The organism is Maribacter spongiicola (assembly GCF_052119685.1).
GTDB classification, from domain to species: Bacteria; Bacteroidota; Bacteroidia; order Flavobacteriales; family Flavobacteriaceae; genus Maribacter; species Maribacter spongiicola_A.
Genome location: NZ_JBGQOO010000005.1, coordinates 1 through 25,040 on the forward strand (window position 1 = coordinate 1; position 25,040 = coordinate 25,040).

At 34.3% G+C, this 25,040-nt stretch carries 25 protein-coding genes; 8 read left to right on the forward strand and 17 right to left on the reverse strand.

The annotated features are described in order from the left end of the window. The 7 genes from ACEN2N_RS09685 to ACEN2N_RS09715 all read left to right on the forward strand — a co-directional run. A partial coding sequence (locus ACEN2N_RS09685) for a DMP19 family protein (RefSeq protein ID WP_441824136.1) occupies positions 1 to 488 on the forward strand: 488 nt, incomplete at its 5' end. A gap of 28 nt (positions 489 to 516) precedes the next feature. Beyond that, entirely contained in the window at positions 517 to 1,242 is a 726-nt protein-coding gene (locus tag ACEN2N_RS09690; RefSeq protein ID WP_441824137.1) for a hypothetical protein, read from the forward strand. A 60-nt stretch (positions 1,243 to 1,302) separates the two neighbouring features. After that, a complete protein-coding gene (locus tag ACEN2N_RS09695) occupies positions 1,303 to 2,139 on the forward strand; it encodes a LytR/AlgR family response regulator transcription factor (RefSeq protein ID WP_441824138.1) in 837 nt (278 codons plus the stop codon). Positions 2,140 to 2,253: 114 nt separating this feature from the next. Next, a complete protein-coding gene (locus ACEN2N_RS09700; RefSeq protein ID WP_441824139.1) occupies positions 2,254 to 2,916 on the forward strand; it encodes a CPBP family intramembrane glutamic endopeptidase in 663 nt (220 codons plus the stop codon). A 694-nt stretch (positions 2,917 to 3,610) separates the two neighbouring features. After that, positions 3,611 to 4,915 carry a glycoside hydrolase family 71/99-like protein gene (locus ACEN2N_RS09705; protein WP_441824140.1) on the forward strand — a complete coding sequence of 435 codons (1,305 nt, stop codon included), beginning with the start codon at positions 3,611 to 3,613 and terminating at the stop codon, positions 4,913 to 4,915. Between the two features lie 503 nt (positions 4,916 to 5,418). After that, positions 5,419 to 6,141 carry a 3'-5' exonuclease gene (locus tag ACEN2N_RS09710; RefSeq protein ID WP_441824141.1) on the forward strand — a complete coding sequence of 241 codons (723 nt, stop codon included), beginning with the start codon at positions 5,419 to 5,421 and terminating at the stop codon, positions 6,139 to 6,141. Positions 6,142 to 6,233: 92 nt separating this feature from the next. Beyond that, positions 6,234 to 6,743, forward strand: a complete 510-nt coding sequence (locus tag ACEN2N_RS09715; RefSeq protein ID WP_133685927.1) for a DUF3124 domain-containing protein — start codon at positions 6,234 to 6,236, stop codon at positions 6,741 to 6,743. Between the two features lie 4 nt (positions 6,744 to 6,747). Here the strand turns inward: ACEN2N_RS09715 and ACEN2N_RS09720 are convergent, their stop codons facing one another. Both ACEN2N_RS09720 and ACEN2N_RS09725 read right to left on the reverse strand, forming a co-directional pair. Then, entirely contained in the window at positions 6,748 to 8,949 is a 2,202-nt protein-coding gene (locus ACEN2N_RS09720) for a S8 family serine peptidase (protein ID WP_441824142.1), read from the reverse strand. Positions 8,950 to 9,109: 160 nt separating this feature from the next. Further along, the gene (locus ACEN2N_RS09725) at positions 9,110 to 10,087 is read right to left on the reverse strand and encodes an endonuclease/exonuclease/phosphatase family protein (protein WP_441824143.1); all 978 of its coding nucleotides are present in this window, start codon (positions 10,085 to 10,087) and stop codon (positions 9,110 to 9,112) included. Between the two features lie 165 nt (positions 10,088 to 10,252). On the opposite strand from ACEN2N_RS09725, the gene hflX reads away from it, so the two are divergent. After that, complete coding sequence (gene hflX / locus ACEN2N_RS09730; RefSeq protein WP_441824144.1) at positions 10,253 to 11,464, forward strand: GTPase HflX; 1,212 nt, start codon at positions 10,253 to 10,255, stop codon at positions 11,462 to 11,464. A 279-nt stretch (positions 11,465 to 11,743) separates the two neighbouring features. Here the strand turns inward: hflX and ACEN2N_RS09735 are convergent, their stop codons facing one another. The 15 genes from ACEN2N_RS09735 to ACEN2N_RS09805 all read right to left on the reverse strand — a co-directional run bounded on the left by ACEN2N_RS09735 (position 11,744) and on the right by ACEN2N_RS09805 (position 24,966). Beyond that, positions 11,744 to 12,673 carry a DUF3078 domain-containing protein gene (locus tag ACEN2N_RS09735; protein WP_441824145.1) on the reverse strand — a complete coding sequence of 310 codons (930 nt, stop codon included), beginning with the start codon at positions 12,671 to 12,673 and terminating at the stop codon, positions 11,744 to 11,746. Between the two features lie 72 nt (positions 12,674 to 12,745). After that, complete coding sequence (locus ACEN2N_RS09740) at positions 12,746 to 13,252, reverse strand: DUF2480 family protein (protein ID WP_441824146.1); 507 nt, start codon at positions 13,250 to 13,252, stop codon at positions 12,746 to 12,748. A gap of 33 nt (positions 13,253 to 13,285) precedes the next feature. Beyond that, the gene (locus ACEN2N_RS09745) at positions 13,286 to 13,618 is read right to left on the reverse strand and encodes an SUF system Fe-S cluster assembly protein (RefSeq protein WP_036151130.1); all 333 of its coding nucleotides are present in this window, start codon (positions 13,616 to 13,618) and stop codon (positions 13,286 to 13,288) included. A gap of 6 nt (positions 13,619 to 13,624) precedes the next feature. Continuing rightward, the gene (locus ACEN2N_RS09750) at positions 13,625 to 14,050 is read right to left on the reverse strand and encodes a SufE family protein (RefSeq protein ID WP_299318741.1); all 426 of its coding nucleotides are present in this window, start codon (positions 14,048 to 14,050) and stop codon (positions 13,625 to 13,627) included. A gap of 37 nt (positions 14,051 to 14,087) precedes the next feature. After that, positions 14,088 to 14,522 (reverse strand): hypothetical protein, encoded by a 435-nt coding sequence (locus ACEN2N_RS09755; RefSeq protein ID WP_441824147.1) that lies wholly within the window; start codon positions 14,520 to 14,522, stop codon positions 14,088 to 14,090. A 75-nt stretch (positions 14,523 to 14,597) separates the two neighbouring features. Then, entirely contained in the window at positions 14,598 to 15,668 is a 1,071-nt protein-coding gene (locus tag ACEN2N_RS09760; protein ID WP_441824148.1) for a zinc metalloprotease, read from the reverse strand. Between the two features lie 104 nt (positions 15,669 to 15,772). Beyond that, positions 15,773 to 16,987: an aminotransferase class V-fold PLP-dependent enzyme gene (locus ACEN2N_RS09765; protein ID WP_441824149.1), complete on the reverse strand. Its 1,215-nt coding sequence runs from the start codon at positions 16,985 to 16,987 to the stop codon at positions 15,773 to 15,775. A gap of 92 nt (positions 16,988 to 17,079) precedes the next feature. Continuing rightward, a complete protein-coding gene (locus ACEN2N_RS09770) occupies positions 17,080 to 17,697 on the reverse strand; it encodes an outer membrane protein (protein WP_441824150.1) in 618 nt (205 codons plus the stop codon). Positions 17,698 to 17,819: 122 nt separating this feature from the next. Beyond that, the gene (sufD, locus tag ACEN2N_RS09775; protein WP_441824151.1) at positions 17,820 to 19,136 is read right to left on the reverse strand and encodes a Fe-S cluster assembly protein SufD; all 1,317 of its coding nucleotides are present in this window, start codon (positions 19,134 to 19,136) and stop codon (positions 17,820 to 17,822) included. A gap of 79 nt (positions 19,137 to 19,215) precedes the next feature. Further along, a complete protein-coding gene (sufC, locus tag ACEN2N_RS09780) occupies positions 19,216 to 19,968 on the reverse strand; it encodes a Fe-S cluster assembly ATPase SufC (RefSeq protein WP_282048849.1) in 753 nt (250 codons plus the stop codon). A 59-nt stretch (positions 19,969 to 20,027) separates the two neighbouring features. Next, positions 20,028 to 21,473, reverse strand: coding sequence for a Fe-S cluster assembly protein SufB (gene sufB, locus ACEN2N_RS09785; RefSeq protein ID WP_441824152.1), 1,446 nt, complete (start codon positions 21,471 to 21,473; stop codon positions 20,028 to 20,030). A 40-nt stretch (positions 21,474 to 21,513) separates the two neighbouring features. Beyond that, complete coding sequence (locus ACEN2N_RS09790; protein WP_441824153.1) at positions 21,514 to 21,879, reverse strand: four helix bundle protein; 366 nt, start codon at positions 21,877 to 21,879, stop codon at positions 21,514 to 21,516. A 41-nt stretch (positions 21,880 to 21,920) separates the two neighbouring features. Next, entirely contained in the window at positions 21,921 to 22,250 is a 330-nt protein-coding gene (locus ACEN2N_RS09795; RefSeq protein ID WP_073241609.1) for a HesB/IscA family protein, read from the reverse strand. A 122-nt stretch (positions 22,251 to 22,372) separates the two neighbouring features. Further along, positions 22,373 to 23,716 carry a hypothetical protein gene (locus ACEN2N_RS09800; protein ID WP_441824154.1) on the reverse strand — a complete coding sequence of 448 codons (1,344 nt, stop codon included), beginning with the start codon at positions 23,714 to 23,716 and terminating at the stop codon, positions 22,373 to 22,375. 2 nt (positions 23,717 to 23,718) lie between these two features. Further along, on the reverse strand, positions 23,719 to 24,966 hold the full coding sequence (locus ACEN2N_RS09805) for a choice-of-anchor B family protein (RefSeq protein WP_441824155.1): 1,248 nt from the start codon (positions 24,964 to 24,966) through the stop codon (positions 23,719 to 23,721). Positions 24,967 to 25,040: the final 74 nt, after the last annotated feature.

The following is a 25,040-nucleotide window of genomic DNA, read 5'->3' on the forward strand; positions in this document are numbered from 1 at the left end:
TTTTTCATCGTGACAGTTTGAATTTAAAGTTAATAAATTCGAATTATGAACTGTCCTATTTTTTGGGAAGCCTACAACTTGACAATGGGGACTTTTCAATTGCATTGCATGAAATTCTCGTAAATCGATACGATAAAAACCCCAACGATTTAAACCAGGTACAACTTAATTTGTTTTTATGTATGCATATGGAAAATGCTGGCCAGGCAGATTCTATATTGACTTTTTTACAAGAATGGTTTCCGCAGTATAATGAACAAATAATAATTTCTTTAAGAGAAATAGGTGCTTTTAAATCTTCAAGCATTATAAAACAAGCTGTAGAATTACTACCAAAAGACGGGAGTTGGTTTTTTAAAAGTTCAAACGAATCTTCTGAAAAAGTTATGATGGAACTAGATAGAAATTTTTCGAGTTATCCAGATGGACCAATGAGCATTTTATATTATAAGTATGCGAACAAACATAGAAATGAAGTTGTAAAATGAAACCTACCTACATAGCAATATATTAAAAATGAATACTGAATTTCAAATAAAGGAAAATGGATTTGCTGAAATAAAAAAAGCATTGATTATTAAAACTATACCAGTTGCAATTTTAGCAGCAGGAACTGGATTAACTATCAGTCATATTAATTCAAACGGACAAACAACCGATGTAAATGTATTATTGTTTTTAATTCCATTAGTCGTTGGAGCATTAGCTTTTGGATTATTTAAAGGGATTAATAGGCAAAAAGAATTATTTGAAAGTTACAAGTTGATTGTAAATGAATATGAAATAGTAAGAGAACAAAACAATACCCAGACTATTTCTATTCCTCGAAATGAAATTAAATCTATAATTAAAAATCCTAAAGGCATATTAACTATAGTTGGAAGTTCAAATACAGATGTTATTGGAGTTCCTTCTCAAATAAATAATTCAGAGAAACTTGAACAGATATTATCTGAAATTAAACCTATAACGTATTCTGACAAAAAACCGCCATTCGAAAAATACAAAGGAGTATTAATTCTTATAGTACTAGGTTTAATGGCTACCGTATTTATATCTACAAACAAATTATTAGTAGGTATTACTGGATCAATATTGATTTTATTTTTAGGATACTCATTTTATGAAGTTCGAAGAAATAAAAATATTGACAAGAAAACTAAAAATAGTATGTGGTGGTTACTACTTGTACTTTTCTCTGTAATTGGAAATATGTATTTGAAAATAACCGGAAAGCTATAATCTTGTTATTGACATTGTAATAAATCACAAATCCATTATCAAAAAAAGAGCTTCTAATTAATGAGCACCGCACAACAAACAAAAAAAACCCTAAAAACAGATGGGCACACCTTTAGCAGTAGTGCTGCCTGGCGTTGGTTTAAGAAAGTTGCCATATTTATTATTTTCTCGTTGGTCATAAATCATTTAGCGACACCAGAAAGTTTTCCTGGTAGTGATGTATATAGATTCCCCATTGAAGGTTTTCTGGCATCTATTGTTTTATGTATTCTCATAGGCATCATAACCGAGGTTAACTTTCAATATTACAAGAAAAAGCATTTCTATAAAAAAGTTGAAATGACAACTATTGTATGGTTCATGGCTTCAACCTTAGGTTATATAACCCTCATGTACATTCCTATAAATTTTATTTTTAGTCTAGTCGCAGATGGACAGATTGAGTTCTATTATTTATTAATTGGTTTACTGATTACCTTACTAGTGAGTTTTGTTCTTATAGGCTTATCGTATGCCCAAGACGTATACTATTTATATAAGTCATCTATAAAAGATGCTGTTGTAACCATAGAAAGTGGTGCAAAAACCACAAAGCTCGCTTATGAAAATATTGCATGCTTTTATAGTGAAAACAAAATAGTATTTGCTGTTAAAAATGATGGCACAACGATAAGCACTGATTTTATTTTAAATGAGCTTGAAGAAAAAATAAACAATCAATTGTTTTATAGAGCCAATCGGCAAATTATCGTTCACAAAGATGCTGTAGAAGAAATAGAAAAAATTGAGAATGGTAAATTACGTATTCAATTAAAAGCTACTATTGAAAACGATGCTATTAAAGAAATAAATATCAGTCGGTACAAGCGAAAGGAATTTATGAATTGGTTTCAATAAAAATTATTGACTATTCAGTTATTAATTTACTACCATTCAGTAAGAACATCAGTATTTAAAAGGGGTTTCAGCGTTTTTGTTCATTAATTCGCTTAGTATTTAAAACCTAAAATAATGAACAAAGTTACCTTAAGACAAACCTTAATTCCATTAATTACCGTCGCAGTCATCTGCTTTATTTGGTTCGGACCACTCAATTTAAGTTATATAGAGAACATCGTTGTGTCTCTATTAATCATCTTATCAAATTATATAGAATACAAGGGTAAACCATTTTCAGCTCTAGGCTTTCGAAGAGAAAAATTTACGGTCAAAAACATCTTTGTATTAGCACCCTTAGTCGCACTAGGTCTCTTTAGTTTTTATGCCTTTTTATTAGTTCCTGGAATTACAAAACTCACCGGAGTCCCAATAGACTATTCAAGTTTCAACGAATTAGAAGGAAATCTTTCCGCTTGCTTAATTGCCTTACTAGTCGTGTGGGCTACTGCCGGGTTTGGAGAAGAAATTATCTTTCGTGGTTATTTCATGAGACAATTTGTAAAATTCTTCGGAGAAAGTAAATTAAGTATTGTTCTAAACATCGTCTTGTTAGCTTGTTTTTTTGGTTTCATGCATAGTTATCAAGGAATAACGGGACAAATTGTTGCAGGTACCATCGGAGGACTCATAGCGCTGATATTCTACTTACGCAAATATGATTTGTGGTTCGTAATTGCTGTACATGGTTTTTTTGACACCATTTCTTTGATTTGCATTTACTACGGCTTGGCTTAATGATAACTGGAAACAAATTATACATAGCGAACTCCCCTAATTTAATATACGCCTTGTATTTTATTTCATTAAAATCGAATAGTAAACGCAGTACTAACTTAGAAAAGCTAAAAACAAAACAGATGTAGGTTTCAAATGATAGATTTACGTTTTACGTGTCTTCGGGCATAAACGTAAAACGTAAATCTCCCTATGTTCATAGCGGAAAGCTAGAATTAGATCGCTCTAACCCTACTTCTAAAATACCAAAAAACAAACCACTTAGTTTGTTTAGTGCCTAAAACACCTATTTAACTTCGTACGCTTTGCATTATATCGATATAAGTGCGATTACTGTCGTTAGTTTAAAGAATTCTCAATTCCTTTTACCAGTAAAAAACAGACTATATGTTCGGTTTATTGTAGTAAAGTAATTCTATTCTGAGTATTATAAATAACCAATTAATCCTATATAATATATAGCAATTATGGTTTCTAAGATAGAATAAAACTGACCATTTTCAACTTCAATTAAAAGAGAGGTTAAGACATCATTTTATTCAACACTTTCATTATTAATCATATTTTTTTTAGAAGGATAAACAACTTCATCGAAAGAGAATTGTTTTTGGTCTTCAGGTCTAATCCATTAAACGAAAACCAAAATCACTATTGATAAATAAAAAGCAACTTTAACAATTACTAACAAATATATATGGGACCAAAATTTAAATTACTCAGGGTAATCTTCTTAATGATTTTAGTAATAAGTTGCGAGAAAGACTCTGTTAAAGATATAGCTGATGAACCAACCAATGATGCCCTTAAAGAAGCATATCAACAAGTTATAGACCAAAAAGAACAGCCAGCTTCTGCTGATGTCATAAAGAATAATACTAAAAAAGTTTATGTTCATTATATGCCTTGGTTCTATAACCCAGAGCAAGACGGCTATTGGGGACAACACTGGACTATGACCAATAAAAACCCAAATGTTATCGATGCTAATGGTAAAAGAGAAATAGCCTCTCATTATTACCCGTTAATAGGACCGTATTCTTCTAATGACGATGACTTGCAAGAATATCATTTGCTATTAATGAAATTATCGGGTATCGATGGTGTTATTTTTGACTGGTACAGCAGTAGAGATGTAAACGATTATAATGCATTAAAGAAAAGCACAGAGTCATTTATTAAAGAAATTGAAGAAGTAGGGTTAGAATTTGCCATAATGTATGAAGATAAGACGGCACAATATTCGACCGAGCAATCAGAAACTAATTCATCTATTGACAATGTAGTTTTAGATTTACAATATATTCAAAACACCTATTTTACGAGTGATAACTACATAAAAATAAATGATTCGGAGTTACTATTTCTTTTTGGACCAAATTATATTACAGATCCATTAGTATGGGACAACATAATTCCTCAATTAAATACTACACCCTACTTTATGAGTTTATGGGAGGCAAGTGATAGATTAGGACAATATGCTGGTGGAGAATATAGTTGGGTAGATGCAAATCATATGACCACATTATCCAATTACTATCAATATTCAGTTGAAAACGATATACAGACTGTAGGGAGTGCTTATCCAGGTTTCAATGACTTCTATTATGAAGGCGGATGGAGAACAAACACAAACGATGATTGGATTATAGCACATAATGGTACTCAGGTATTGAATGAAACACTGAGCTTAAATGCTTCTTCTCCGGTAGAGTTTATTCAATTGATTACTTGGAACGATTTTGGTGAAGGTACCATGATAGAGCCTACTGATGAATTCGGATTTTCATATCTAGAGGAAATTCAATCTTATACCGGAGTAGACTATACCTACGATGATCTACAATTGCCTTATAGGTTATACTTATTAAGAAAAGAGCATAAAAATGATAAAAGACTTCAAACTATTTTAGATCGGGTATATCAATTCATTTTTATGTTAGATTTAGATCACGCAAAAGTTCTCTTATCTACATTAGAAAAAAAATACGATATCTAACTAATATCAATTTGAAATAAGAACAAGGTCTTTCATTGTTAACGCAATCATTTGTATCTGAACCTATAATGAAAGGTTTACGTTTTACTTCTATACGTGCAGGAACGAAAAACGTAGACCTCTCAATTTTTATATTTAAAACCAAAATACGTTACCGCAAACCTTACTTTCTAGCAGCTAAAAACAAACTACTTGGTTTGTTTAGTCTTTAAAACAGTCATTTATCTTCAAAGTACTTGCATTTCGTCGATAGAATTGTAATTTCCGTCACCATTTTCAATGATTAACCTCACATTTCAGCAGTTTAAAACAGACCGATTGGTCGGTTTGATATTTTTAGTGCTCTTTCACTATTTATCAAAGTTTTTCTTTGATAACACTCTCTTGTTATCCCATAAAATATCTAAAACCTTCTCACATTTTAATGGGATGTAATACTAAATGTGATTTTTCAAATTAGTAAAACTGTTATAATTTCCTACTTATTAGTATCTTACCTATCTATGCCTGATAAAATACATCTCGAAAATATCTTGTTTTTAGATATAGAAACCGTACCTGAAAAAAGTTCTTTTGACCAGTTAGATGAAACTACACAAGAACTGTGGGCGCACAAATCTCAATACCAAAGAAAAGATAATATAACTGCAGAAGAGTTCTACGAGCGCGCTGGCATTTGGGCAGAGTTCGGTAAAATTATTTGTATATCTGTAGGTTATTTTACCTTTCAAAAAGAAGTGCGTAGTTTTAGAATCACTACGTTTTATGGAGAAGAAGCTAAGCTATTACAGGACTTCAAAGACTTATTAGACGAGCATTTTAGCCATGTTAAAAATGTACTCTGTGCGCACAATGGTAAAGAATTCGACTTTCCGTATATCGCTAGAAGAATGATTATTCACGGTATATCTTTACCTCAAAAACTAGATCTATTTGGCAAAAAACCATGGGAAGTCCCGCATATAGACACCATGGAGCTTTGGAAATTTGGCGACTACAAACATTATACTTCACTAAAACTTATGGCACATGTGCTTGGCATACCTTCCCCTAAAGAAGATATCGATGGCAGCATGGTTAGGGTGGTGTATTACGAAGAAAACGATTTAAGCCGAATCGTTACCTATTGCGAACTAGACGTATTAACCACTGCTCAGGTCTATTTAAGATTAAGAAATCAAGATCTTTTAACCGATAATGAAGTAAAGAAAGTAGCTAATTCATAGAATCGAGTTAAAATTACCATCCACCGATATAAAAACAGCACTAATGATGTAATTTTGTTAGTAACGACATTTATTCAAAACGAGCCATACCTATGAAAAAAATCATCTTATTATTATCTGTAGTCATAGTACTGGCAAGCTGTTTACAAGAAAAGGAAATAAGCTCTATACACCCTGAAAACTGGTCTAAGAGAAAAATTACCATGAAGGTTCAAGATTCTTTAGAGTACGGTAAATCTTATCTATCGATCTATTCTCAAATTTATAGCAGCTCTGAGCATAAGACCCATAATTTAACCGCTATGGTCAGCTTACGAAATACAAGCGATGTCGATACTATTTACCTTTCTAAGGCCGAGTATTTTGATACCCATGGGGTTTCGTTACGAAATTACTTTAGCCATCCTATTTATTTAGCCCCTTTAGAAACGGCTGAAATTATTATTGACGAGATGGATGTTGAAGGCGGTACCGGTTCGAACTTTATTTTTGAATGGCAAGCACCAAAAGATTGCCCAGAGCCATTATTCGAAGGTATCATGAATTCTACCGTTGGCCAACAAGGACTCTCATTTACTACACAATCTAGAAGAATAAAGTAGTTTTCTAGTACTTATAGAATTTCGTGCTTTTGTTGATATTCGAATCTTGAATTTGTAATATATACAAACCTGAAGGTAAATCTGAAACGTTGATTCTAGCATCTGATGCTTTATCCATTTTCAATGCTACACCACCTGTACTCATTATTCTATACGTAGCAGTATCAGACGTTTTTACATTCAATTGTATTTCATCTACCGCAGGGTTAGGGTATACGCTAAACGGTATATCAGAATCTGCACTTAAAGTATGTAAGGTTTCTAACTCGGTATCTTCACCATTAAAAGTAAATGTTGCCACCTCGCTAAATTCAGAAGCGATGTTTTGTGAGCAGAATGTTCTTAATCTAAAAGAATAGGTAGTATCGTTTAACAATCCCTTCCAGCTGAAGTTATTTACAGAAATATACTCTGTTGTCCATTCTTGTTGGTGAACTTCTTTATACTGAATTTCATACAGTGCATCTTCCGAAGCATTCCAAGCTAATTTTACAGTAGACATTTCAGCTTCATCAAGATTAACTTCTGGAGCATTTATAGAACATGTCGTCATAGCAACACCTGAAACGATCAATGAAAAATCTTGCATAGCGTTTACTAGTTCACCTTTATGGGTGACGGTAATAGTATAGGTACCATTTGCATTAGGTATTTCAACTCTTTCAAAGGGATCAACCAAATTATCGCCTTTAGTTGCTGGGCTATTTGCCTGTGCAGGATTCAATTTCCAAGGTAAAAAAGTTTGTCCGTTTTTAGTGATTCTGATATCAAGATCATTTACCAAAGCGGCAGTAGTATTATTTAATTGACCTGAATTAATAAAACTAGATTGTACATCTGTCCAAGAAATTGAAGCGATCAATGTTTCGTTACCTTCTGCAGTTACATCGAAAGAAAAAGAATTTCCGTTTTCTAAAGTTTCTTCGGCAATATGGCTAGAGAAATCTTTATTGTTTAAAACCTCGGCCGCATTTTTTGCATTCATAACGCCCCAGCCCATTTTATAATCAGGACCTTCAGTGTCAATGTCATCGGCAGTATGTAACGCCAACCCTTTTAATGTCGCAGCTTTCATATATTCACCATATAATTCTTTGTTATACTGTTGTAACAATAATAATGACCCCGTTACACCTGGTGTCGCCATAGAGGTACCAGAAGAAGTATTATAGCTAGTGTTACTGATCGCATCGGTTGATAAAACAGCACCACCGTTACCGGCAAGATCTGGCTTAATTCTACCATCATCAACCGGACCGAAGCTACTGTATGCAGAAACATCGGCACTTTTTAAATTTCCGTTTCCGTCTATCTTAGAATTAGCGGCTGCAACGGTAATATTGTTTTTAGAAATAGTAAAACCTAACAGTACATCAAAACCATCTGCTGTTTTGCCATAAGAAGGTGTTTCGTTATCTCTACTCTTTTGTGCATTACCTGCAGCGGTTACCATTAAATAATAAGGAGCATTGTACATGATTTTGTCCCAATCTTGAGAAACTTTAGTGTAAGCGCCAAAATACCAGTCTGGCACACGATCAGCTTTAATACCGTAAGAGTGGTTAGAAATTAGGAGTCCGTCAGCAGCAGCTTCTGTCACTTCAATTTTATCTCTTGTCCAATCATGAGATATTACATTGGCCATATTAGCCACACCTCTAGCGTCTTTTTTAAGTCCCGTAGAAATAATACTTCCAGAAACTCTAGTTGCGTGTGCATCAACCTCAGCATTACTATCAGCAATAGTAACTCTAGATGCATATTCAATATGATTCTCTAAGGCAACACCAGCATCCCACACACCAACATTCATTCCGTCACCATCTAAATTTAGTCCCATTAAACCGTCGGTGTTTAATGTACTCGCTCTAGATACCATACCAGCTTCATCAGAATACGTTTCATAGTATAAAGGACTACCATCTACCCCTATACCTTGCAATTCTATTTTTTTACCGTTCGCTAAAGTTTCCTTTATTTTCCAATTGTTCAATTTTGCTACCTCTTTAAGATGAGTTCTTTCAAGAGCATACTCAGAAACCAAATTAGATTTAAAATTTGCCAATTCGGTTTTCTTATTGTTTTCAGCAATTTTTAATCGTTGTTGAGAATTTTGTGCAGAAGCAATATGAATTGACGAGAACACAAAAAATAGCAGTATTAAGATACTACTTGTACGGTAGGTTGAATTATAGGTAGTCAACATAAGTTTAAATTTGTAAGATTTGGACTACAAATATATAAACCTATTTGAGCGTTCGGTGAATGAACACTTTTATTCGATGAATTGCACGAACATTGTGTTCAACCTGTTGTGAAAACGTCAATTTATGATGTGTAAGATTTTTCTTTCGATTAAGTGTGCTTTAAGAATTAAAAGTAAATACCGCATAAACCGGAAAATGGTCGCTATACCCACCCATATAACGATCAGATACAAAGGTTCTATAGGGCGTACCTTTATATTTACCTTCTTTCTCTTTTAAAGATTGATGATCATAGATGGCGGCAGTATCAAAACTGTGGGTATTCTTTTGAAATTTAAAAAAAGAATTCGAGATTAAAATTTGGTCGAACATATTCCATTTATTTCCATAAACAGATGACCCTTTACTATTAGGTATATGAATCTTCTCAAAAGGATTAAATAAACCGGATCCTTCTGTCATCGTTTGAAGACTAGTTGAAGAAGGGTCATCGTTAAAATCGCCCATAACTATAATATTGGGGTCTAACTCCTCTTTTTTAATACGTTCTATTTTAAGTATAATTTCGTTGGCAGCGATTACACGCTTATATTCAGTTTCTACACCACCGTCTCTTCTAGAAGGCCAATGATTTACAAAAACGTGTACCAACTCTTTATTAAGCTCGCCCTTTACATATAGTATATCTCTGGTTGTATCTCTAACTCCGCCAGCATTATCGACTAATAATGTCAATGGTTCTGAGTGTAAAACCTTAAAAAAACGCTTTCGGTAAATAAGACCAGTATCAATACCTCGTTCATCGGGCGAATCATAATGAATAAATCCGTAATCTAAATCATCCATTTCATCGGTATCCAACAGCGCTTTAAAAACACTATTATTCTCAGCTTCGGCAACACCTATTAATACAGGCGGATAAGGATGATCTTCGTCACCTATTTTAACCATGGTCTTTGCAAGCTTCTTCAGTTTGCGTTGATATCGCTCTACAGTCCAATTTTTAGCACCGTCGGGTGTATAATCCTTATCTAGAATCTTAGAATTACGCTCTGGATCAAATAGATTCTCTAAATTGTAGAACGCAATTGTATAACGCTGTTTTTTAGTCTTTTTCTTAAAGAATGGAAATTGCATGTATTATTTTAATGAGTAACAACTCTAAAGAAGCAAAAAGACATTCAAGGAGTATTCATTTAATATTCCATGGAACGCCTCAAAGCACAAAATCTCGATTATCGAGTCAATAAAAATACGAAATAGCTTATCGGTAATTGCTTAATTTTACACTTTACGGAATTTATGATAGAAAAGAAGAGTATAGATTATGAAAAAGCGGTTCTTATTGGTATCATCAATAAAGACCAAAATGAAGAAAAGGTAAAGGAATACCTAGATGAACTAGAGTTTCTTACCTACACTGCTGGTGGTGAAGTTTTAAAACGTTTTACCCAACGCATGGATATTCCAAACCCGAAGACCTTAATAGGTACCGGAAAAATGGAAGAAATCGAAAAGTATGTTGATGAGCATGAAATTGGCTCGGTAATTTTCGATGATGAGCTTACACCTGGTCAACAACGTAATATTGAAAAACAATTACGCTGTAAGATTATTGATCGTACCAGTTTGATCTTAGACATATTTGCCCAGCGTGCACAAACAAGTTATGCGAGAACACAAGTAGAACTTGCACAGTATGAATACCTGTTACCAAGACTTACCGGATTATGGACGCACCTTGAGCGACAAAAAGGGGGTATTGGTATGCGCGGACCAGGAGAAACCGAAATTGAAACAGATAGACGTATTGTTCGTGACCGTATTACCTTATTAAAAAAGAAGCTTCTCAAAATTGATCGCCAAATGGAAACCCAAAGAGGTAACCGCGGTGCTTTGGTGCGTGTTGCTTTAGTTGGTTATACCAACGTTGGTAAGTCTACTTTAATGAACGTTATTAGTAAGAGCGAAGTATTTGCAGAGAACAAACTGTTCGCTACCCTAGACACTACAGTAAGAAAGGTTGTTATAGGAAACCTACCTTTTCTCTTAAGTGATACAGTTGGGTTTATTAGAAAATTGCCTACACAGCTAGTAGAAAGCTTTAAAAGTACTTTAGACGAGGTTCGCGAGGCAGATTTATTATTACATATAGTAGACATCTCGCACCCACAGTTTGAAGAGCATATAGAGTCGGTAAACCAAATATTATCTGAGATTAAAAGTTCAGATAAGAAAATGATCATGGTCTTCAATAAGATTGATCAATACGAGCATGAAACTATCGATGATGATGATTTAATTACAGAACGTACCGGAAGACATTTTACCATTAATGATTGGAAACAAACATGGATGGAAAAGGTTGGTGACCGTGCCATTTTTATATCTGCATTAAACAAAGAAAATCTAGATGAATTTAGAAAACGTGTTTATGATGAGGTAAGAGACATTCATATTACTCGTTTTCCATATAATAATTTCCTTTATCCGGAACATTTAGACGAGTATTAGACATCAATTAAAATGGAATTAATGTAGTTCATCGATGAAATTAAACAGATGGTAAATCTCACCACATTATGAGATGAGTTCACAACATAAATTGTTTTCAACAAGACCATATGAGTTAATTTTACAGTGTACTTAAGATAAGTCTTGACCCCAAATCGATATTTAACTTATGAAAACTAAAAAGTAAAATCCCAAATTTTACGATAATTACTTAACCGAAAAAAGCCCTCTATTTAGAGGGCTTTTTTATTATATACTATTTTCTAATAATCTCTTAGACTACAAAGAGTAGTTAAGACCGATCAAGAAATATGTTTGTAATTTGTTATCTACGTTATCAAATGTAGCTGTTGGATCAGGAATAGCGCGTGTTAAAGCATTATTTAAAGCTTCTTGCTTGTTATCACGTAAACCAAATTCAAAACCTAAACCAATTCCATTCCACAATGTGTAACCAAAAGAGTTGATCCAAGTAGTATTAGAATAATTACCGCTCTTATAGCTTTGAAACATAGAAAGGTTAGACTTAAAGTTTACCGCTCCAATTTGTCTTGTGTAATCAGCAACGATTTTAGCACCTAAAGAAGATTCAAATACTGATTCGCCTTTACTAAATACGAAGTTGTAGTTTAACGGGTGAATTACAACAACTAAATCAGCAATAGGAGTCCAAGTAGCACCAACACCAAAGTCAAGGTATCCTGGATCGTTAAAGTTGTTCAATATTGTAGTTCTGTACTCACCTAAACCAGAAATCGCCCACTTTTCGCTAAGCTTTCTTCCGTAAAGAGAAGAGACGTTAAATACATCTGTTCCTTGTTTGAAACTGTCATCATCAGTATCATCATTCTTATCGTCGAACTTAACCCATCCTAAATTGATGTTACCAGAGTTTCTCCAGAAGAATTTCTCTTCGTTTAAATTAGCAAAAGCGTTTACAGTTACACCAATGTTACCAGAAGATAAATCTGGAGTACCTTGACCGTACCAGTTGTTAAAGCTACTTAAGTTTGCACCGATAGTACCAAATGCACCTTTCTTCCATCCTGGCAATGCGTCAATAGCACCTTGAATGGCGTCAGCTCTTCCTTGAATAGCTGCGATAGAATCTTTTGCTGCACCTAATTGACCTTTTAGTTCTTCTTCTGTCTGAGAAAAACCAACAGTTGCAACAAATGCAAGAGCTAGAGTTAATACAATTTTCTTCATAATAATTAATGTTTATAATTTATAGTGGCGCAAAGGTAATAATACTTCGCAACATCTTTAAGTAGGAATATGTTATTTTCTTTTGTATAATGGCACAGAAGAGCAAGCCTCACCATACATAATAGACTTAGCCACAGGTTTTAAACGCTCTGCGAGAAACAGATAAGCGTTTGCAGGCACAGGTTTTTTACTGCACCCTTTAATAATAATCAGTTGATCTTGATATTCAGCAACGTCAATATCTTCAATTATAGATTGATAAATACTCGTTTCTAAATCTACTAAAGTACCTTGAATCGCCTTTTTTGCGATACCACTAAGTTTTACACTTAATAATAAATATGCCCAACCCGGCACTATAGCATCTGTAGAACATTGCATAGCAACATAAGCACCCTCATATTGAGACCAATCATGTGCTTCAACAAAATTTCTAAAATCTTTTTCCTTTAAGATAAATCCTTCAAAAAGCCAGTCTTTGATATCTAAAACCACTCTATTTCCCTTGGGATAGTGATCTTCTAGGTTAAAAGTAATCAGTTTACTCTCGGCAACTTTATTTACAATTTCATCTTGCATAAAGGCATCTTTTAAATTGAGACAACAATCTAATTAAAGAAGGCCTAGTTCTAATTTCGCCTCTTCGCTCATTAAATCTTGCGTCCAAGGTGGGTCAAAAGTAATTTCAACCTCGGCATCTTTAATGGCATCTAATGATTTTACTTTCTCCTCTACTTCTGCCGGTAAACTTTCAGCAACCGGACAATTAGGTGATGTAAGTGTCATTAAAATCTTGACTTCATTATCTTCATTCACCAAAACATCATATATCAATCCTAATTCATAGATATCTACAGGAATTTCTGGATCATATATGGTCTTTAAAATCTTAACGATTTTCTCCCCTAACTCTGCGCTGTCTTCAGCTATATTTTCATCACTCATAATCTTCTAGTCTTCAATTTGTGTTTGATACGCTACTGCGTATAACTTTAATTGTTTGATCATACTTACCAAACCGTTTGCCCTTGTAGGCGACAAATGCTCTTTTAACCCAATCTCGTCAATAAACTGTGTATCGGCATCTAAAATATCTTGTGGTTTTTGGTTGCTAAATGCACGAATTAGAATGGCGATAATACCCTTAGTAATTATAGCATCGCTATCTGCCGTAAAAACCAATTTATTATCTTCTAATTCGGCATGTACCCAAACCTTACTTTGACAACCTTTAATAATGTTATCGTCAGTCTTAAACTCTTCGTTAATTAATGGAAGTGATTTGCCAAGATCGATCATGTACTCATAGCGCTGCATCCAATCATCGAACATAGAAAATTCATCTATAATCTCTTCCTGTATCTCTTTAATTTCCATTGCTTTATTTTATGCAAAATTACAACAAGTAAGTATGTTAATCAACAGTTTTAGCGATGGTCAACATATTGTTTATCAAAGATGTTAATTGTGAAGGAGGATTGCCTTCATCAAAAGGTTTCGAGATAAAAAAACTATCGGGTGTTATTATAGTTAAAGTGGCAATTCTTGCCCTGTCGGTATGACTATTATTACTTGGCGCAATTAGGTTCTCTAAATTCAGAACATCTATAGTTTTTGATAAGTTTATTAAAGAGCTCCATTGCTCATTATTGATGCTTTTAGATTTTTGAAATTCAGATATTCCTTTTGATATTACATCTATATCGTTTTCATTTATCAAACATGTATAATTAGAGCCTCTTGTACTAGCTTCATATTTAAATTCAGTAATAATTGTTTTATTGGGCATTGACTTTTGACCACACGTATTCATTGTAATAATGCCTAGGAGCAAAAAGACTATTTTCATTAGTATATATTTAAATGTAATAATACAAAAAGGACACCCATTGGATGTCCTTTTATTATAAGCTTAAGAATAATTTTAGTTTACAAAACCTTCTTTTGGTCCGCCAGCTACAAACAACGCACGCATACGATCATTTTGACCAGAGGTGAACATATACATACAGTCATCTTGCACATAGTCCATATAATTCATGGTCATGTCTGTTGATCTACAATTAACCGTTGGGTAAGAAGGGCAGTTGTAGTTAGGAGCATCAGAAGTTGGAGTATCTGCAACAAAATCATCTCTGTTACATCTACCATCACCCCAAATATGACGAAGGTTTAACCAGTGACCAACTTCATGTGTTGCAGTACGACCTTTACCATAGATACCGCCTGCATTAGTTTCACCAAAGAAATCAGTACCGATTACTACTCCGTCAGTTGCATTAGACCCACCAGGAAATTGAGCATAACCAAGAATACCGCCACCAATTTCACAAACCCAAAGGTTAAGATTACTAGTTGCGTCTGTTGGTGCGATACCACCTTGAGATGGTATTTTCATCGCATCATTGGTACCCCAAGAAGCTTTAGTGTTCACTACCCTATTTACCGTTCCTAATACAAACGTAACATTAATATCGGCCACAAGACCTGCAAAAGCAGAAGGTACATTACTAGTATTAGAATTATTGTTCTGAAAATCTTCATTCAATATTCTAATTTGAGAATTAATTTGGTTTTGCGTTACTTGCCCAGAAAACTGTTCAATGATATTGATAACTACAGGGATCGTAATCGCTCCTTCATAAATAGAAGGGGTAGTTCCACCACCTCCATTGCCTCCTGTAGGTTTACCTTTGTTAGCTTGGCCTTTTAAAGCAATGGCTTTACGTGTATTATATTCAATATCGTACATCTTTTTCGCTAGTCCATTATTCTTAGATAATCTGTATTCCAAATTTTTCATGGATACGCATTTCTCTAAACTACTGGCAGACTTACCTGCGATGTCGTCTTGATCAACATATAAGCTAAAATCGCTCATATCTACTTGTACTTCCTGCGATTCTTCTACCGTATTGTCAGAGATGGGGGAATCATTTTCGCACGATACTAGAAATGCACCTAATAACGCAACGCTTAAAATTACTTTTTTCATAAATAGTCAATATTTTATAATTAGTGTTGACCCAATATATAAAATATTAACAATATGTTAAAGAAATGTTAGGAAAAATATAGATTTTAACAAATTTTACCCAGTTAAAGCAGCATGCTCTTAGCTTTAATTACGCCCGCAACAAGTACATCTACTTCTTCTTTGGTATTATAAAAAGCAAAACTAGCACGTACGGTGCCTGGTATTTTAAAGAAATCCATAATCGGTTGTGCACAATGGTGCCCCGTACGAACGGCAATGCCCAACTTGTCTAAAATACTACCTATATCATATGGGTGAATACCCTCGATATTGAATGATATAACAGAAGTCTTATTATTAGCGGTACCATATATTTTGAGTCCGTCTATCTTCAGTAATTCCTCCGTCGCGTATTCTAGCAATTCGTGCTCATACTTGGCAATTTCCTCAAAGCCAATAGCATTCATATAATCTAGTGCTGCGCCAAAAGCGATACCACCACAGATATTAGGGGTGCCTGCTTCGAATTTATGCGGTAAATCGGCATAGGTCGTTTTCTCGAAAGTTACTTCGGCTATCATTTCACCACCACCTTGGTAAGGGGGCAATTTATTTAACCACTCTTCTTTACCATATAACATACCTTCACCAGTTGGACCACATATTTTATGTGCAGAACAAGTATAGAAATCCACATCTAAAGCTTGTACATCGGCAACTAAATGAGGAGCAGCTTGTGCGCCATCAATTAATACGGCAGCACCAGCTTTATGCGCCTTTTCAATTATTTCTTCTATCGGATTAATAGTCCCTAAAGCATTAGAAATATGGTTACAGAAAACCAGTTTTGTTTTATCTGAAAGTAATTCATCATACACATCCATTCGTAATTCCCCTTCTAAATTCATAGGGATGACTTTTAAAATAGCACCAGTACGCTCACATAGCATTTGCCACGGCACAATATTAGAATGATGCTCCATCGCAGAAACTAAAACCTCATCTCCTTTTTTAATCAAAGAGGCGAATCCGTTAGCAACTAGATTTATACTGTGGGTAGTTCCCGACGTGAATATGATTTCATAAGACTTCGCGGCATTAAAATGCTTCTGAATCTTTATTCTTGCCTGCTCGTATTTATCCGTCGCTTCTTGTGAAAGCGTATGAACCCCACGGTGAATATTAGCATTGTAGTTTTGATAATAATCTACAATGACATCGATAACCTGTTGCGGAGTTTGCGAAGTAGCGGCATTGTCTAAATAGACCAATGGTTTACCGTTTACCTGACGCTTAAGAATTGGAAAATCTTCTCTTATTTTTTTAATATCTAGCATAGTCAATCTTCTTATATACAAAGATACCCGATAATGAAAACATATCGGGTATTGTACATTATCCTTTTGTGATAATCTATGTTTAATAAAAGTTAAAAACGGAATCCGACACCAGCTTTTATAAAGCCTGTTTTCTCTTTAAAGTCATAATTACTTGTTTGACCATTAATTTCAGATTCTCCTTTGAATTTTATAGTAAGATAATCGTATTGTGCCTGAACAAAAAAGCGTTTAGATATATCATAAGACAATCCCACATTTAGGTTTAAACCTCCTTCGGTTTTAGTATTATCAACAATAAATTGATCCCCATTATCATAATATATATCTACAATACTAAACGTATAGCCTATACCAATTTGAGGCCTAAGAGCTGATAAACCTGGAATAGGCAACTCTGCAAATAGTTTAGGTTGTAATAAAAACTGTTTTGCTTTGTAATCAAACTCCAAATCCTGCCCGCTTGCTGATCCGTAGGTAAAATTGTTAAAGTTTTTCAAATAAGCCGCATTGAATCCTGCGCCCAAAATAACAGGACCAAGATTTGCAAATCTGTATTTGACACCCAAATCCAAAACTCCATTGAAATCATTTTGCAAATTACTATTAGCAACTAAAGGGTAATTAGCCTCAATACTCCATTTTTGGTCTTGAGCGTGCACTAAAAAAGAAGAGAAAACTAAAAAAGAAGCAAGAATAATTTTTTTCATATTTATTTTAGTCAGGAATTAACCGCGCTAAAATAAACTTTACTAATGTAAGAAAATACAACGGTTCGTTAAGAATAACCTAACGAACCGTTAATTTTTATTGAATAAAATAATGAATGTCTCTACAAATCGAACCCAAGGTTTACCCCTAGTTTCTTAGCAATCAATTTATTTATTCTAGTCTTAAGTTCAGGAATACGAACCGTATTTAAAACATTATTAGAAAAGGCATACATTAATAAAGCCTTTGCCTCTTTCTTTGGTATACCTCTTGACTGTAAATAGAATAAAGCATCTTCATCTAACTGACCAATAGTACAGCCATGAGAACATTTTACATCATCTGCAAAAATCTCTAACTGTGGTTTCGAATTGATGCTTGCTTTATCGCTAATTAGAATATTATTATTTTTTTGGAATGCATTTGTCTTTTGAGCAATTTTATCTACGATAATTTTACCGTTAAAAACACCTGTAGAGCTATCGCCATAAATACCCTTATAATCTTGATGACTTTCACAATTCGGTTGCATATGATGCACTAATGTATAATGATCCACATGCTGTTTTTCCCCTAGAATAGTAACACCATTCATGGTAGAATCTATATACTCACCGTTTTGATAAAAGTTAAGATTGTTACGAGTCAATTTACCACCGAAAGAGAAGGTATGAACGTTAACAACACTTTTGTCTTTTTGATCAACGTAGGTGTTATCGATCAATGAAGCCGTAGCCGCATCGTTCTGAATTTTATAAAAATCAACAATAGCACTTTTTGCAGCGAATATTTCGGTTACTGCATTAGTAAGAGTGTCGTTTGATGTTAAACTCTGGTGACGCTCAATAATTTGAACCTCAGCATTTTCTTCTACTACAATTAAATTTCTTGGTTGCAATAAAATAGAAGCCTCGTTACCCGTAGAGAAATGTAATATCTCAATTGGCTTTTTCGGCATTTTATTTTTTGGGATGTAGATGTAAGCCCCTTCTCTACTAAACGCAGTGTTTAAGCTAGTTAATGACTCATCTTTAGATGCGATTTTATTAAAATACACATCTATAATCTGTTTGTACATTGGCTTGGTAAGCGCTGAACTCATTAAGCAGATATCTACACCATCATGTGTAGTTTCAGACAAGAAAGAACTATAAATACCATCAACAAAAACAATTTTATAGGTATCGATCTCGTGAATGAAATAACGTTTTACATCTTTATATTCCAACGCATTCTGTTCCTTAGGAAATATGCTGAAATCTATTTTTTGTAAGCTATTTAATGAAGTATATTTCCAAGCTTCTTCCTTTTTAGAGGGAAACCCTTTTTCCTCAAAGTTTTTTATAGCTGCCATACGAACGTCGTGCACCGGATGTTCAACATCCACGTTGTTCTCAAACGCCATAAAAGAGGAAATCAATTTATCTTTTAAATCCATATTTTTTCAGTTGCCAGTTTACAGTAGCAGTTGGCAGTTCGCAATCTCTGATTACTACCACTGAATACTGTATACTTAATTACACCGCTGTTTCTTGCTTTAACCAGTCGTATCCTTTTTCTTCAAGCTCTAGAGCAAGTTCTTTACCACCAGATTTTACAATTTTACCATTATGTAAAACGTGAACAAAATCAGGCACGATATACTCCAATAAACGTTGGTAGTGTGTAATTAATATTACAGCGTTATCCTTACTTTTTAGTTTGTTGACACCGCTAGCAACAATACGCAAAGCATCGATATCCAATCCAGAATCGGTTTCATCCAAAATTGCAACCTTTGGCTCTAACATTGCCATTTGAAAAATCTCGTTTCTCTTTTTCTCACCGCCAGAAAAACCTTCGTTCAATGATCTAGATAAAAACTTACGGTCAATTTCTAATAACTCAGATTTTTCACGAATCAATTTCAACATATCCTTTGCAGGCATATCTTCAAGACCTTTAGCCTTACGAGATTCGTTAATAGCCGTTTTCATAAAGTTGGTTACAGAAACACCCGGGATCTCAACTGGATACTGAAAAGAAAGAAAAACACCCTTGTGCGCTCTTTCTTCTGGAGAAACTTCTTCTAAATCTTCACCACTTAATTCAATTGAACCTTGAGTAACCTCAAAACGCTCGTTTCCGGCAATTACAGAAGCTAATGTACTTTTACCAGAACCATTCGGTCCCATTATAGCATGTACTTCACCTGCTTTAATCTCTAGGTTTATTCCTCTTAATATCTCCTTATCATCTACGCTAGCATGTAGATCTTTAATTTTCAACATAATATGTTACTTTAAATATTGTGGCGCCTATGGCGTTTTACTAAAAACTTAATTACTTTTTATCCTACAGAACCTTCTAAACTAATTTCCAATAATTTTTGTGCCTCTACAGCAAATTCCATTGGTAGTTTATTTAGTACTTCTTTACTGAAACCATTTACAATCAATGCAATCGCTTTCTCTGTTGGTATACCTCTTTGGTTACAGTAGAAAATTTGATCTTCACCTATTTTACTAGTTGTAGCCTCATGCTCTATCATTGCCGTTTTATTCTTTGCTTCGATATACGGGAAGGTATGTGCACCACATTCGTTACCCATTAACAAAGAATCGCATTGAGAGAAATTACGCGCACCATCGGCACGGCTATTTATCTGTACCAAGCCACGGTAACTGTTTTGAGATTTACCTGCAGAAATACCTTTAGATATAATAGTACTCTTGGTGTTTTTACCAAGATGAACCATTTTAGTACCTGTATCTGCTTGTTGGTAATTGTTCGTTACGGCAATAGAATAAAACTCACCGATAGAATTATCTCCTTTTAGAATACAAGAAGGATATTTCCATGTTACTGCCGAACCTGTTTCAACCTGTGTCCAAGATACTTTAGCGTTCTTCTCGCAAATTGCTCTTTTCGTAACGAAGTTATAAACACCACCTTTACCCTCTTTGTTACCTGGGAACCAGTTTTGAACGGTAGAATATTTTATTTCAGCACCATCTAAAGCAATTAGCTCAACTACGGCAGCGTGTAATTGATTTTCATCTCTTGATGGGGCAGTACAACCTTCAAGGTAACTTACATAACTATCTTCATCAGCAATAAGCAACGTACGTTCAAATTGACCTGTACCGGCTTGATTAATTCTAAAGTATGTAGAAAGTTCCATTGGACATCTTACCCCTTTAGGTATATAACAGAAAGAACCATCTGTAAATACTGCGGAATTTAAAGCCGCATAAAAATTATCTTTTTGAGGCACAACAGTACCCATATACTTTTTCACCAATTCTGGGTGCTCTTTTATAGCCTCTGAAATAGGCATAAAAATAATTCCCTTTTCAGCTAGTGTCTTTTTAAAAGTAGTTGCAACAGAAACAGAATCGACAACAATATCAACAGCTACATTTTGTAATTTCTTTTGTTCATCAACAGAAATACCAAGCTTACGATACATTTCTAACAAATCTGGATCTACATCATCTAATGTTTTATTAGGATCTGCAGATTTTGGTGCAGAATAATAACTGATATTCTGAAAATCTGGTTTTTCATAATGCACATTTGCCCATGTAGGCTCTTTCATACTTTGCCAAATACGAAAAGCTTCTAAACGCCAAAGCGTCATCCACTCCGGTTCTTCTTTTTTCTTTGAAATCGCAATAACAATTTCTTCGCTTAAACCAATAGGAAATGTATCAGATTCAATATCTGTGTAGAAACCATACTCATACTCTTTGGTTTCCAATTCTTTCTTTAATTCTTCTTCTGTATATGCCATATTTCCATAGTTAATAAGTTAAAAGCAAATGAGTTAAAAATTAACTACATCTCTTTTTAACGTATTTAATATAGTTCGCTAACTGTTTCGAAATTACAACAACTAGCTCTCTATACTCTATTAATTCTCTTTTATCAAAATATCCAATTTCTTCCATTACATTGAAAAGATTCCTGACTTCTCCCGAAGAACCTTTTGAAAAATAAAGAAATCTAATCAGCTCTTTATCGGTTTCCCGTTCAAAACCTTCAGATATATTATTCGAAATTGAAATAGTTGCTCTTCTTAATTGATCAACCATTGCAAAATCATTTTTTAAAGGTTGCCTTTCAAGCAATTTATAGATTTTACCCGTAAAAGTTATTGATAATTTGTACACTTCTAAATCTTCAAAAGAACTATACATTATAACTTTTACTTATTTACTTTTTACTGTTTAACTTCTTTTTACAATGAAAAACTCTCGCCACAACCACACGTTCTTTGAGCGTTCGGATTATTAAAAACAAACCCTTTTCCGTTGAGTCCGCCAGAGTATTCTAAAACTGTACCTACTAAATATAAAAAGCTTTTTTTGTCTACGATAATACGTACATTATTGTCTTCGAATACTTTATCAGCGTCGTCCTTCTTATCATCGAAGTTTAACTCATATGATAATCCACTACATCCGCCACTCTTTACACCAACACGCACATAATCCGTCGTAGCATCAAAACCTTCTTCTGTCATTAGGTTGATTACTTTCTGTTTAGCCGTTTCTGATACTTGAATCATAATTAACTAGATTTAATCTAAATAGTTTACAAATATACGTCATAAGTAGGTTTTTTCCATAGAACCTAACATTATTATAACGTATATATTAATAGAGAAATACTATACACAAAAGAGTGCGACTATTTAATTTTTAGAAGAATTAGGTCAGATTTTCCTTTAGAAGTTAAGGAATTGAAATCTGTACTTGAAGATTCTCCAATAATCAAGATGCTTCCGTCTGCTTTTTCAACTAAATCAAACCCAAAATCTAAGCCTGAACCACCAAAAGATTTTTGCCAAACCAAGCTGCCAAATGCATTCGTTTTTACGACCCAAATATCATTTTCTCCATTATTTGAAGTACTATGCTTATCGTCACTTTTAGCATTTCCCGTTATTATAAAACCACCATCCTTACTTTGAATTACCGCTTGCGCCAAATCAAACTGACTACCACCATAAGTTTGTTCCCAAATCATGTTTCCTACTTCATCTAGCTTAATCATCCACATATCAGACTCTCCGTTATTTAACAAAACATCACCATCTGTACTAAAAGTATTACCCACTATCACAAAACCATTATCACTGGTTTTTGCAATATCATAAGCAACTTCTATACCCTCGCCACCATAAGAATGCTCCCAAACAAAATTTCCAAACGTGTCTACTTTCACCACCCAAAAGTCATAACTGCCGTTGGTATCACTAATATCATAATCTTCACTTTCAGTAAAGCCAGCCATTACAAATCCGCCATCGCTTGTTTGTACTGCACTATGTGCCCTGTCATTATTAGTTCCTCCAAAATAACCGCGCCACTGCACGCTACCATCTTCGTCAATTTTAGTTCCCCAAAATTCTCCAACTCCATGGCTAGTCAATGAATTTCCTTTCTCGGTATTACCGTCTGCCCTAGCAGAAGTAATATCTAAAAAACCTGTAAAAAAATAACCTCCTTGCGAAGCTTCAAGAATATCGTACGAGTGGTCGTGACCAGAAAAACCATAACTACTCTCCCATTCTAAAACACCTTGAGCATCTAATTTTATAATCCAATTATCATGAAAACCTTCATTATTAGACGCATCGCCATCGCTACTCATTGAATATCCTGTTAAGATATAACCACCATCTTTTGTTAGCGCTAAGCTTTGCCCAATATCATCTTTACTACCGCCATATGTTTTATTCCACTGTAAATTATTGTTTTCATCAAATTTCAAAAACCAATAATCATTCTCTTCTTGAGTTTTTGTAGAAATATCGCCATCAATACTTGATGTATGTCCAATAATAGCATAGCCACCATCATTTGTTTTTACAATGGCTTGGGCGCTTTCATTTCCACTGCCGCCAAAACTCTTTATCCAATCTAGCTCCCCCTTAAAATCAGTTTTTAAACCATCAATAGATACTTCTGCCTCGTCTTTAGCACAAGAAAAAAGAATAGAAAAAAGCAAGACCAGAAGTATATTTCGCATAATTAATTCGATTTTTGAATGATAAAAAATCCGTTATTAATATCACTAACAATTATTTTACCACTCTCGAAATAAGGGTAAACACTCCACACCCCGGCAAATTGAGTATTATCATTTGAAGGATACGTATCAAAAAAAGCCTTTTCGGTTACATTCTTGTTTTCTATGTCGGCGATATCTAAAACCCGAACCCCCGCAGTATAATTAGCTAAGAAAAACTCATCTCCTAAAACATAACCGTTGTGGTCTATAGCCCCTGTAGGACCTGAATAGGTGTGATGCAATACAGGATTCTCCAAATCTTCCATATCAAAAATAAATGTACGTGTCCTGAATCCTACATTCACCTCATCTAATTCATCTCCTAGAATAAAATAGCGATGATCTTCGGTAAACCAGCCTTGGTGGGTATAACTTACATTTGGGTAAGACAATGTAGCTAAGGTAACCGGTGCATTTTTGTCTGAAATATCTACTACAACTACCAAATCTTCATTGGCACCCACAAAAATTTCTGACCCCACATACCTAGCATCAACACCATTATAAGTAATTACTTGAGCATCATGTGTATAGCCATTTAACCCCCAGCCCCCAGCAAGTGTCGGTACGACTGGATTTTGAAGATCTAGAAAATGTACTCCACCATTAAATTGATCATTTCTAGCTGTGCCAACTGGGTATGCAAAACCAGAATCTTCGTTAATAACTATATTATGGGCATTACCTAAATTGGTATACCTACCATCTGAGGTAAATATTTGAGACCCATTATTCAGGTCTCTTAATTTTTTTAAATCAAAAATCTGAACACCATGATTATTAGCTTCAGAAACCACATAAGCATAATCTTCAAATACCTTTACATCGCGCCAAGAACTAGAAGTTGTAGCCGTTGGCAATTTTCCTAAATATATAGGGTTTTCAGCATCAGAAATATCTATAAAAGCTGTTCCGTTCGCTAAACCCATAATAGCATATTCCTTACCTGTTTCAGTATCTGTCCACCCCCAAATATCATTGGCCTCGTTGGCAGAAAAAACATCTAAAGCGATATGTGCTACTAAATCATACCCGCTGCATGGGTAAATACCTGCAAATCCGTTTTCACATGGAATTACACCATTTTGCACGGGAGTATTTGTAGGTGATTCCTCTTCAACCCCAGAATCTATTACATCGGGCGCAACATCATCTGATGAGCATCCAAAAATTAAAATAAATGTTAAAAACCAAACGCCTTTATTCATGTAATCGATTTATTTTCAATACCTAAAGATAGTAATTGCTTATTTTGAAAAAATACAAATCTATAAATACCTTT

Coding starts and splice junctions, on each gene's coding strand:
- ACEN2N_RS09695 (WP_441824138.1), top strand. CDS start 1,303: ATGAGCACCGCACAACAAACAAAAAAAACCCTAAAAACAGATGGGCAC.
- ACEN2N_RS09715 (WP_133685927.1), top strand. CDS start 6,234: ATGAAAAAAATCATCTTATTATTATCTGTAGTCATAGTACTGGCAAGC.
- ACEN2N_RS09790 (WP_441824153.1), bottom strand. CDS start 21,879: ATGTATAGTTCTTTTGAAGATTTAGAAGTGTACAAATTATCAATAACT.
- ACEN2N_RS09770 (WP_441824150.1), bottom strand. CDS start 17,697: ATGAAAAAAATTATTCTTGCTTCTTTTTTAGTTTTCTCTTCTTTTTTA.
- ACEN2N_RS09725 (WP_441824143.1), bottom strand. CDS start 10,087: ATGCAATTTCCATTCTTTAAGAAAAAGACTAAAAAACAGCGTTATACA.
- sufD (WP_441824151.1), bottom strand. CDS start 19,136: ATGGATTTAAAAGATAAATTGATTTCCTCTTTTATGGCGTTTGAGAAC.
- ACEN2N_RS09720 (WP_441824142.1), bottom strand. CDS start 8,949: ATGTTGACTACCTATAATTCAACCTACCGTACAAGTAGTATCTTAATA.
- ACEN2N_RS09805 (WP_441824155.1), bottom strand. CDS start 24,966: ATGAATAAAGGCGTTTGGTTTTTAACATTTATTTTAATTTTTGGATGC.
- ACEN2N_RS09735 (WP_441824145.1), bottom strand. CDS start 12,673: ATGAAGAAAATTGTATTAACTCTAGCTCTTGCATTTGTTGCAACTGTT.
- sufB (WP_441824152.1), bottom strand. CDS start 21,473: ATGGCATATACAGAAGAAGAATTAAAGAAAGAATTGGAAACCAAAGAG.
- ACEN2N_RS09745 (WP_036151130.1), bottom strand. CDS start 13,618: ATGAGTGATGAAAATATAGCTGAAGACAGCGCAGAGTTAGGGGAGAAA.
- ACEN2N_RS09705 (WP_441824140.1), top strand. CDS start 3,611: ATGGGACCAAAATTTAAATTACTCAGGGTAATCTTCTTAATGATTTTA.
- hflX (WP_441824144.1), top strand. CDS start 10,253: ATGATAGAAAAGAAGAGTATAGATTATGAAAAAGCGGTTCTTATTGGT.
- ACEN2N_RS09800 (WP_441824154.1), bottom strand. CDS start 23,716: ATGCGAAATATACTTCTGGTCTTGCTTTTTTCTATTCTTTTTTCTTGT.
- ACEN2N_RS09760 (WP_441824148.1), bottom strand. CDS start 15,668: ATGAAAAAAGTAATTTTAAGCGTTGCGTTATTAGGTGCATTTCTAGTA.
- ACEN2N_RS09710 (WP_441824141.1), top strand. CDS start 5,419: ATGCCTGATAAAATACATCTCGAAAATATCTTGTTTTTAGATATAGAA.
- ACEN2N_RS09755 (WP_441824147.1), bottom strand. CDS start 14,522: ATGAAAATAGTCTTTTTGCTCCTAGGCATTATTACAATGAATACGTGT.
- ACEN2N_RS09795 (WP_073241609.1), bottom strand. CDS start 22,250: ATGATTCAAGTATCAGAAACGGCTAAACAGAAAGTAATCAACCTAATG.
- sufC (WP_282048849.1), bottom strand. CDS start 19,968: ATGTTGAAAATTAAAGATCTACATGCTAGCGTAGATGATAAGGAGATA.
- ACEN2N_RS09690 (WP_441824137.1), top strand. CDS start 517: ATGAATACTGAATTTCAAATAAAGGAAAATGGATTTGCTGAAATAAAA.
- ACEN2N_RS09700 (WP_441824139.1), top strand. CDS start 2,254: ATGAACAAAGTTACCTTAAGACAAACCTTAATTCCATTAATTACCGTC.
- ACEN2N_RS09750 (WP_299318741.1), bottom strand. CDS start 14,050: ATGGAAATTAAAGAGATACAGGAAGAGATTATAGATGAATTTTCTATG.
- ACEN2N_RS09740 (WP_441824146.1), bottom strand. CDS start 13,252: ATGCAAGATGAAATTGTAAATAAAGTTGCCGAGAGTAAACTGATTACT.
- ACEN2N_RS09765 (WP_441824149.1), bottom strand. CDS start 16,987: ATGCTAGATATTAAAAAAATAAGAGAAGATTTTCCAATTCTTAAGCGT.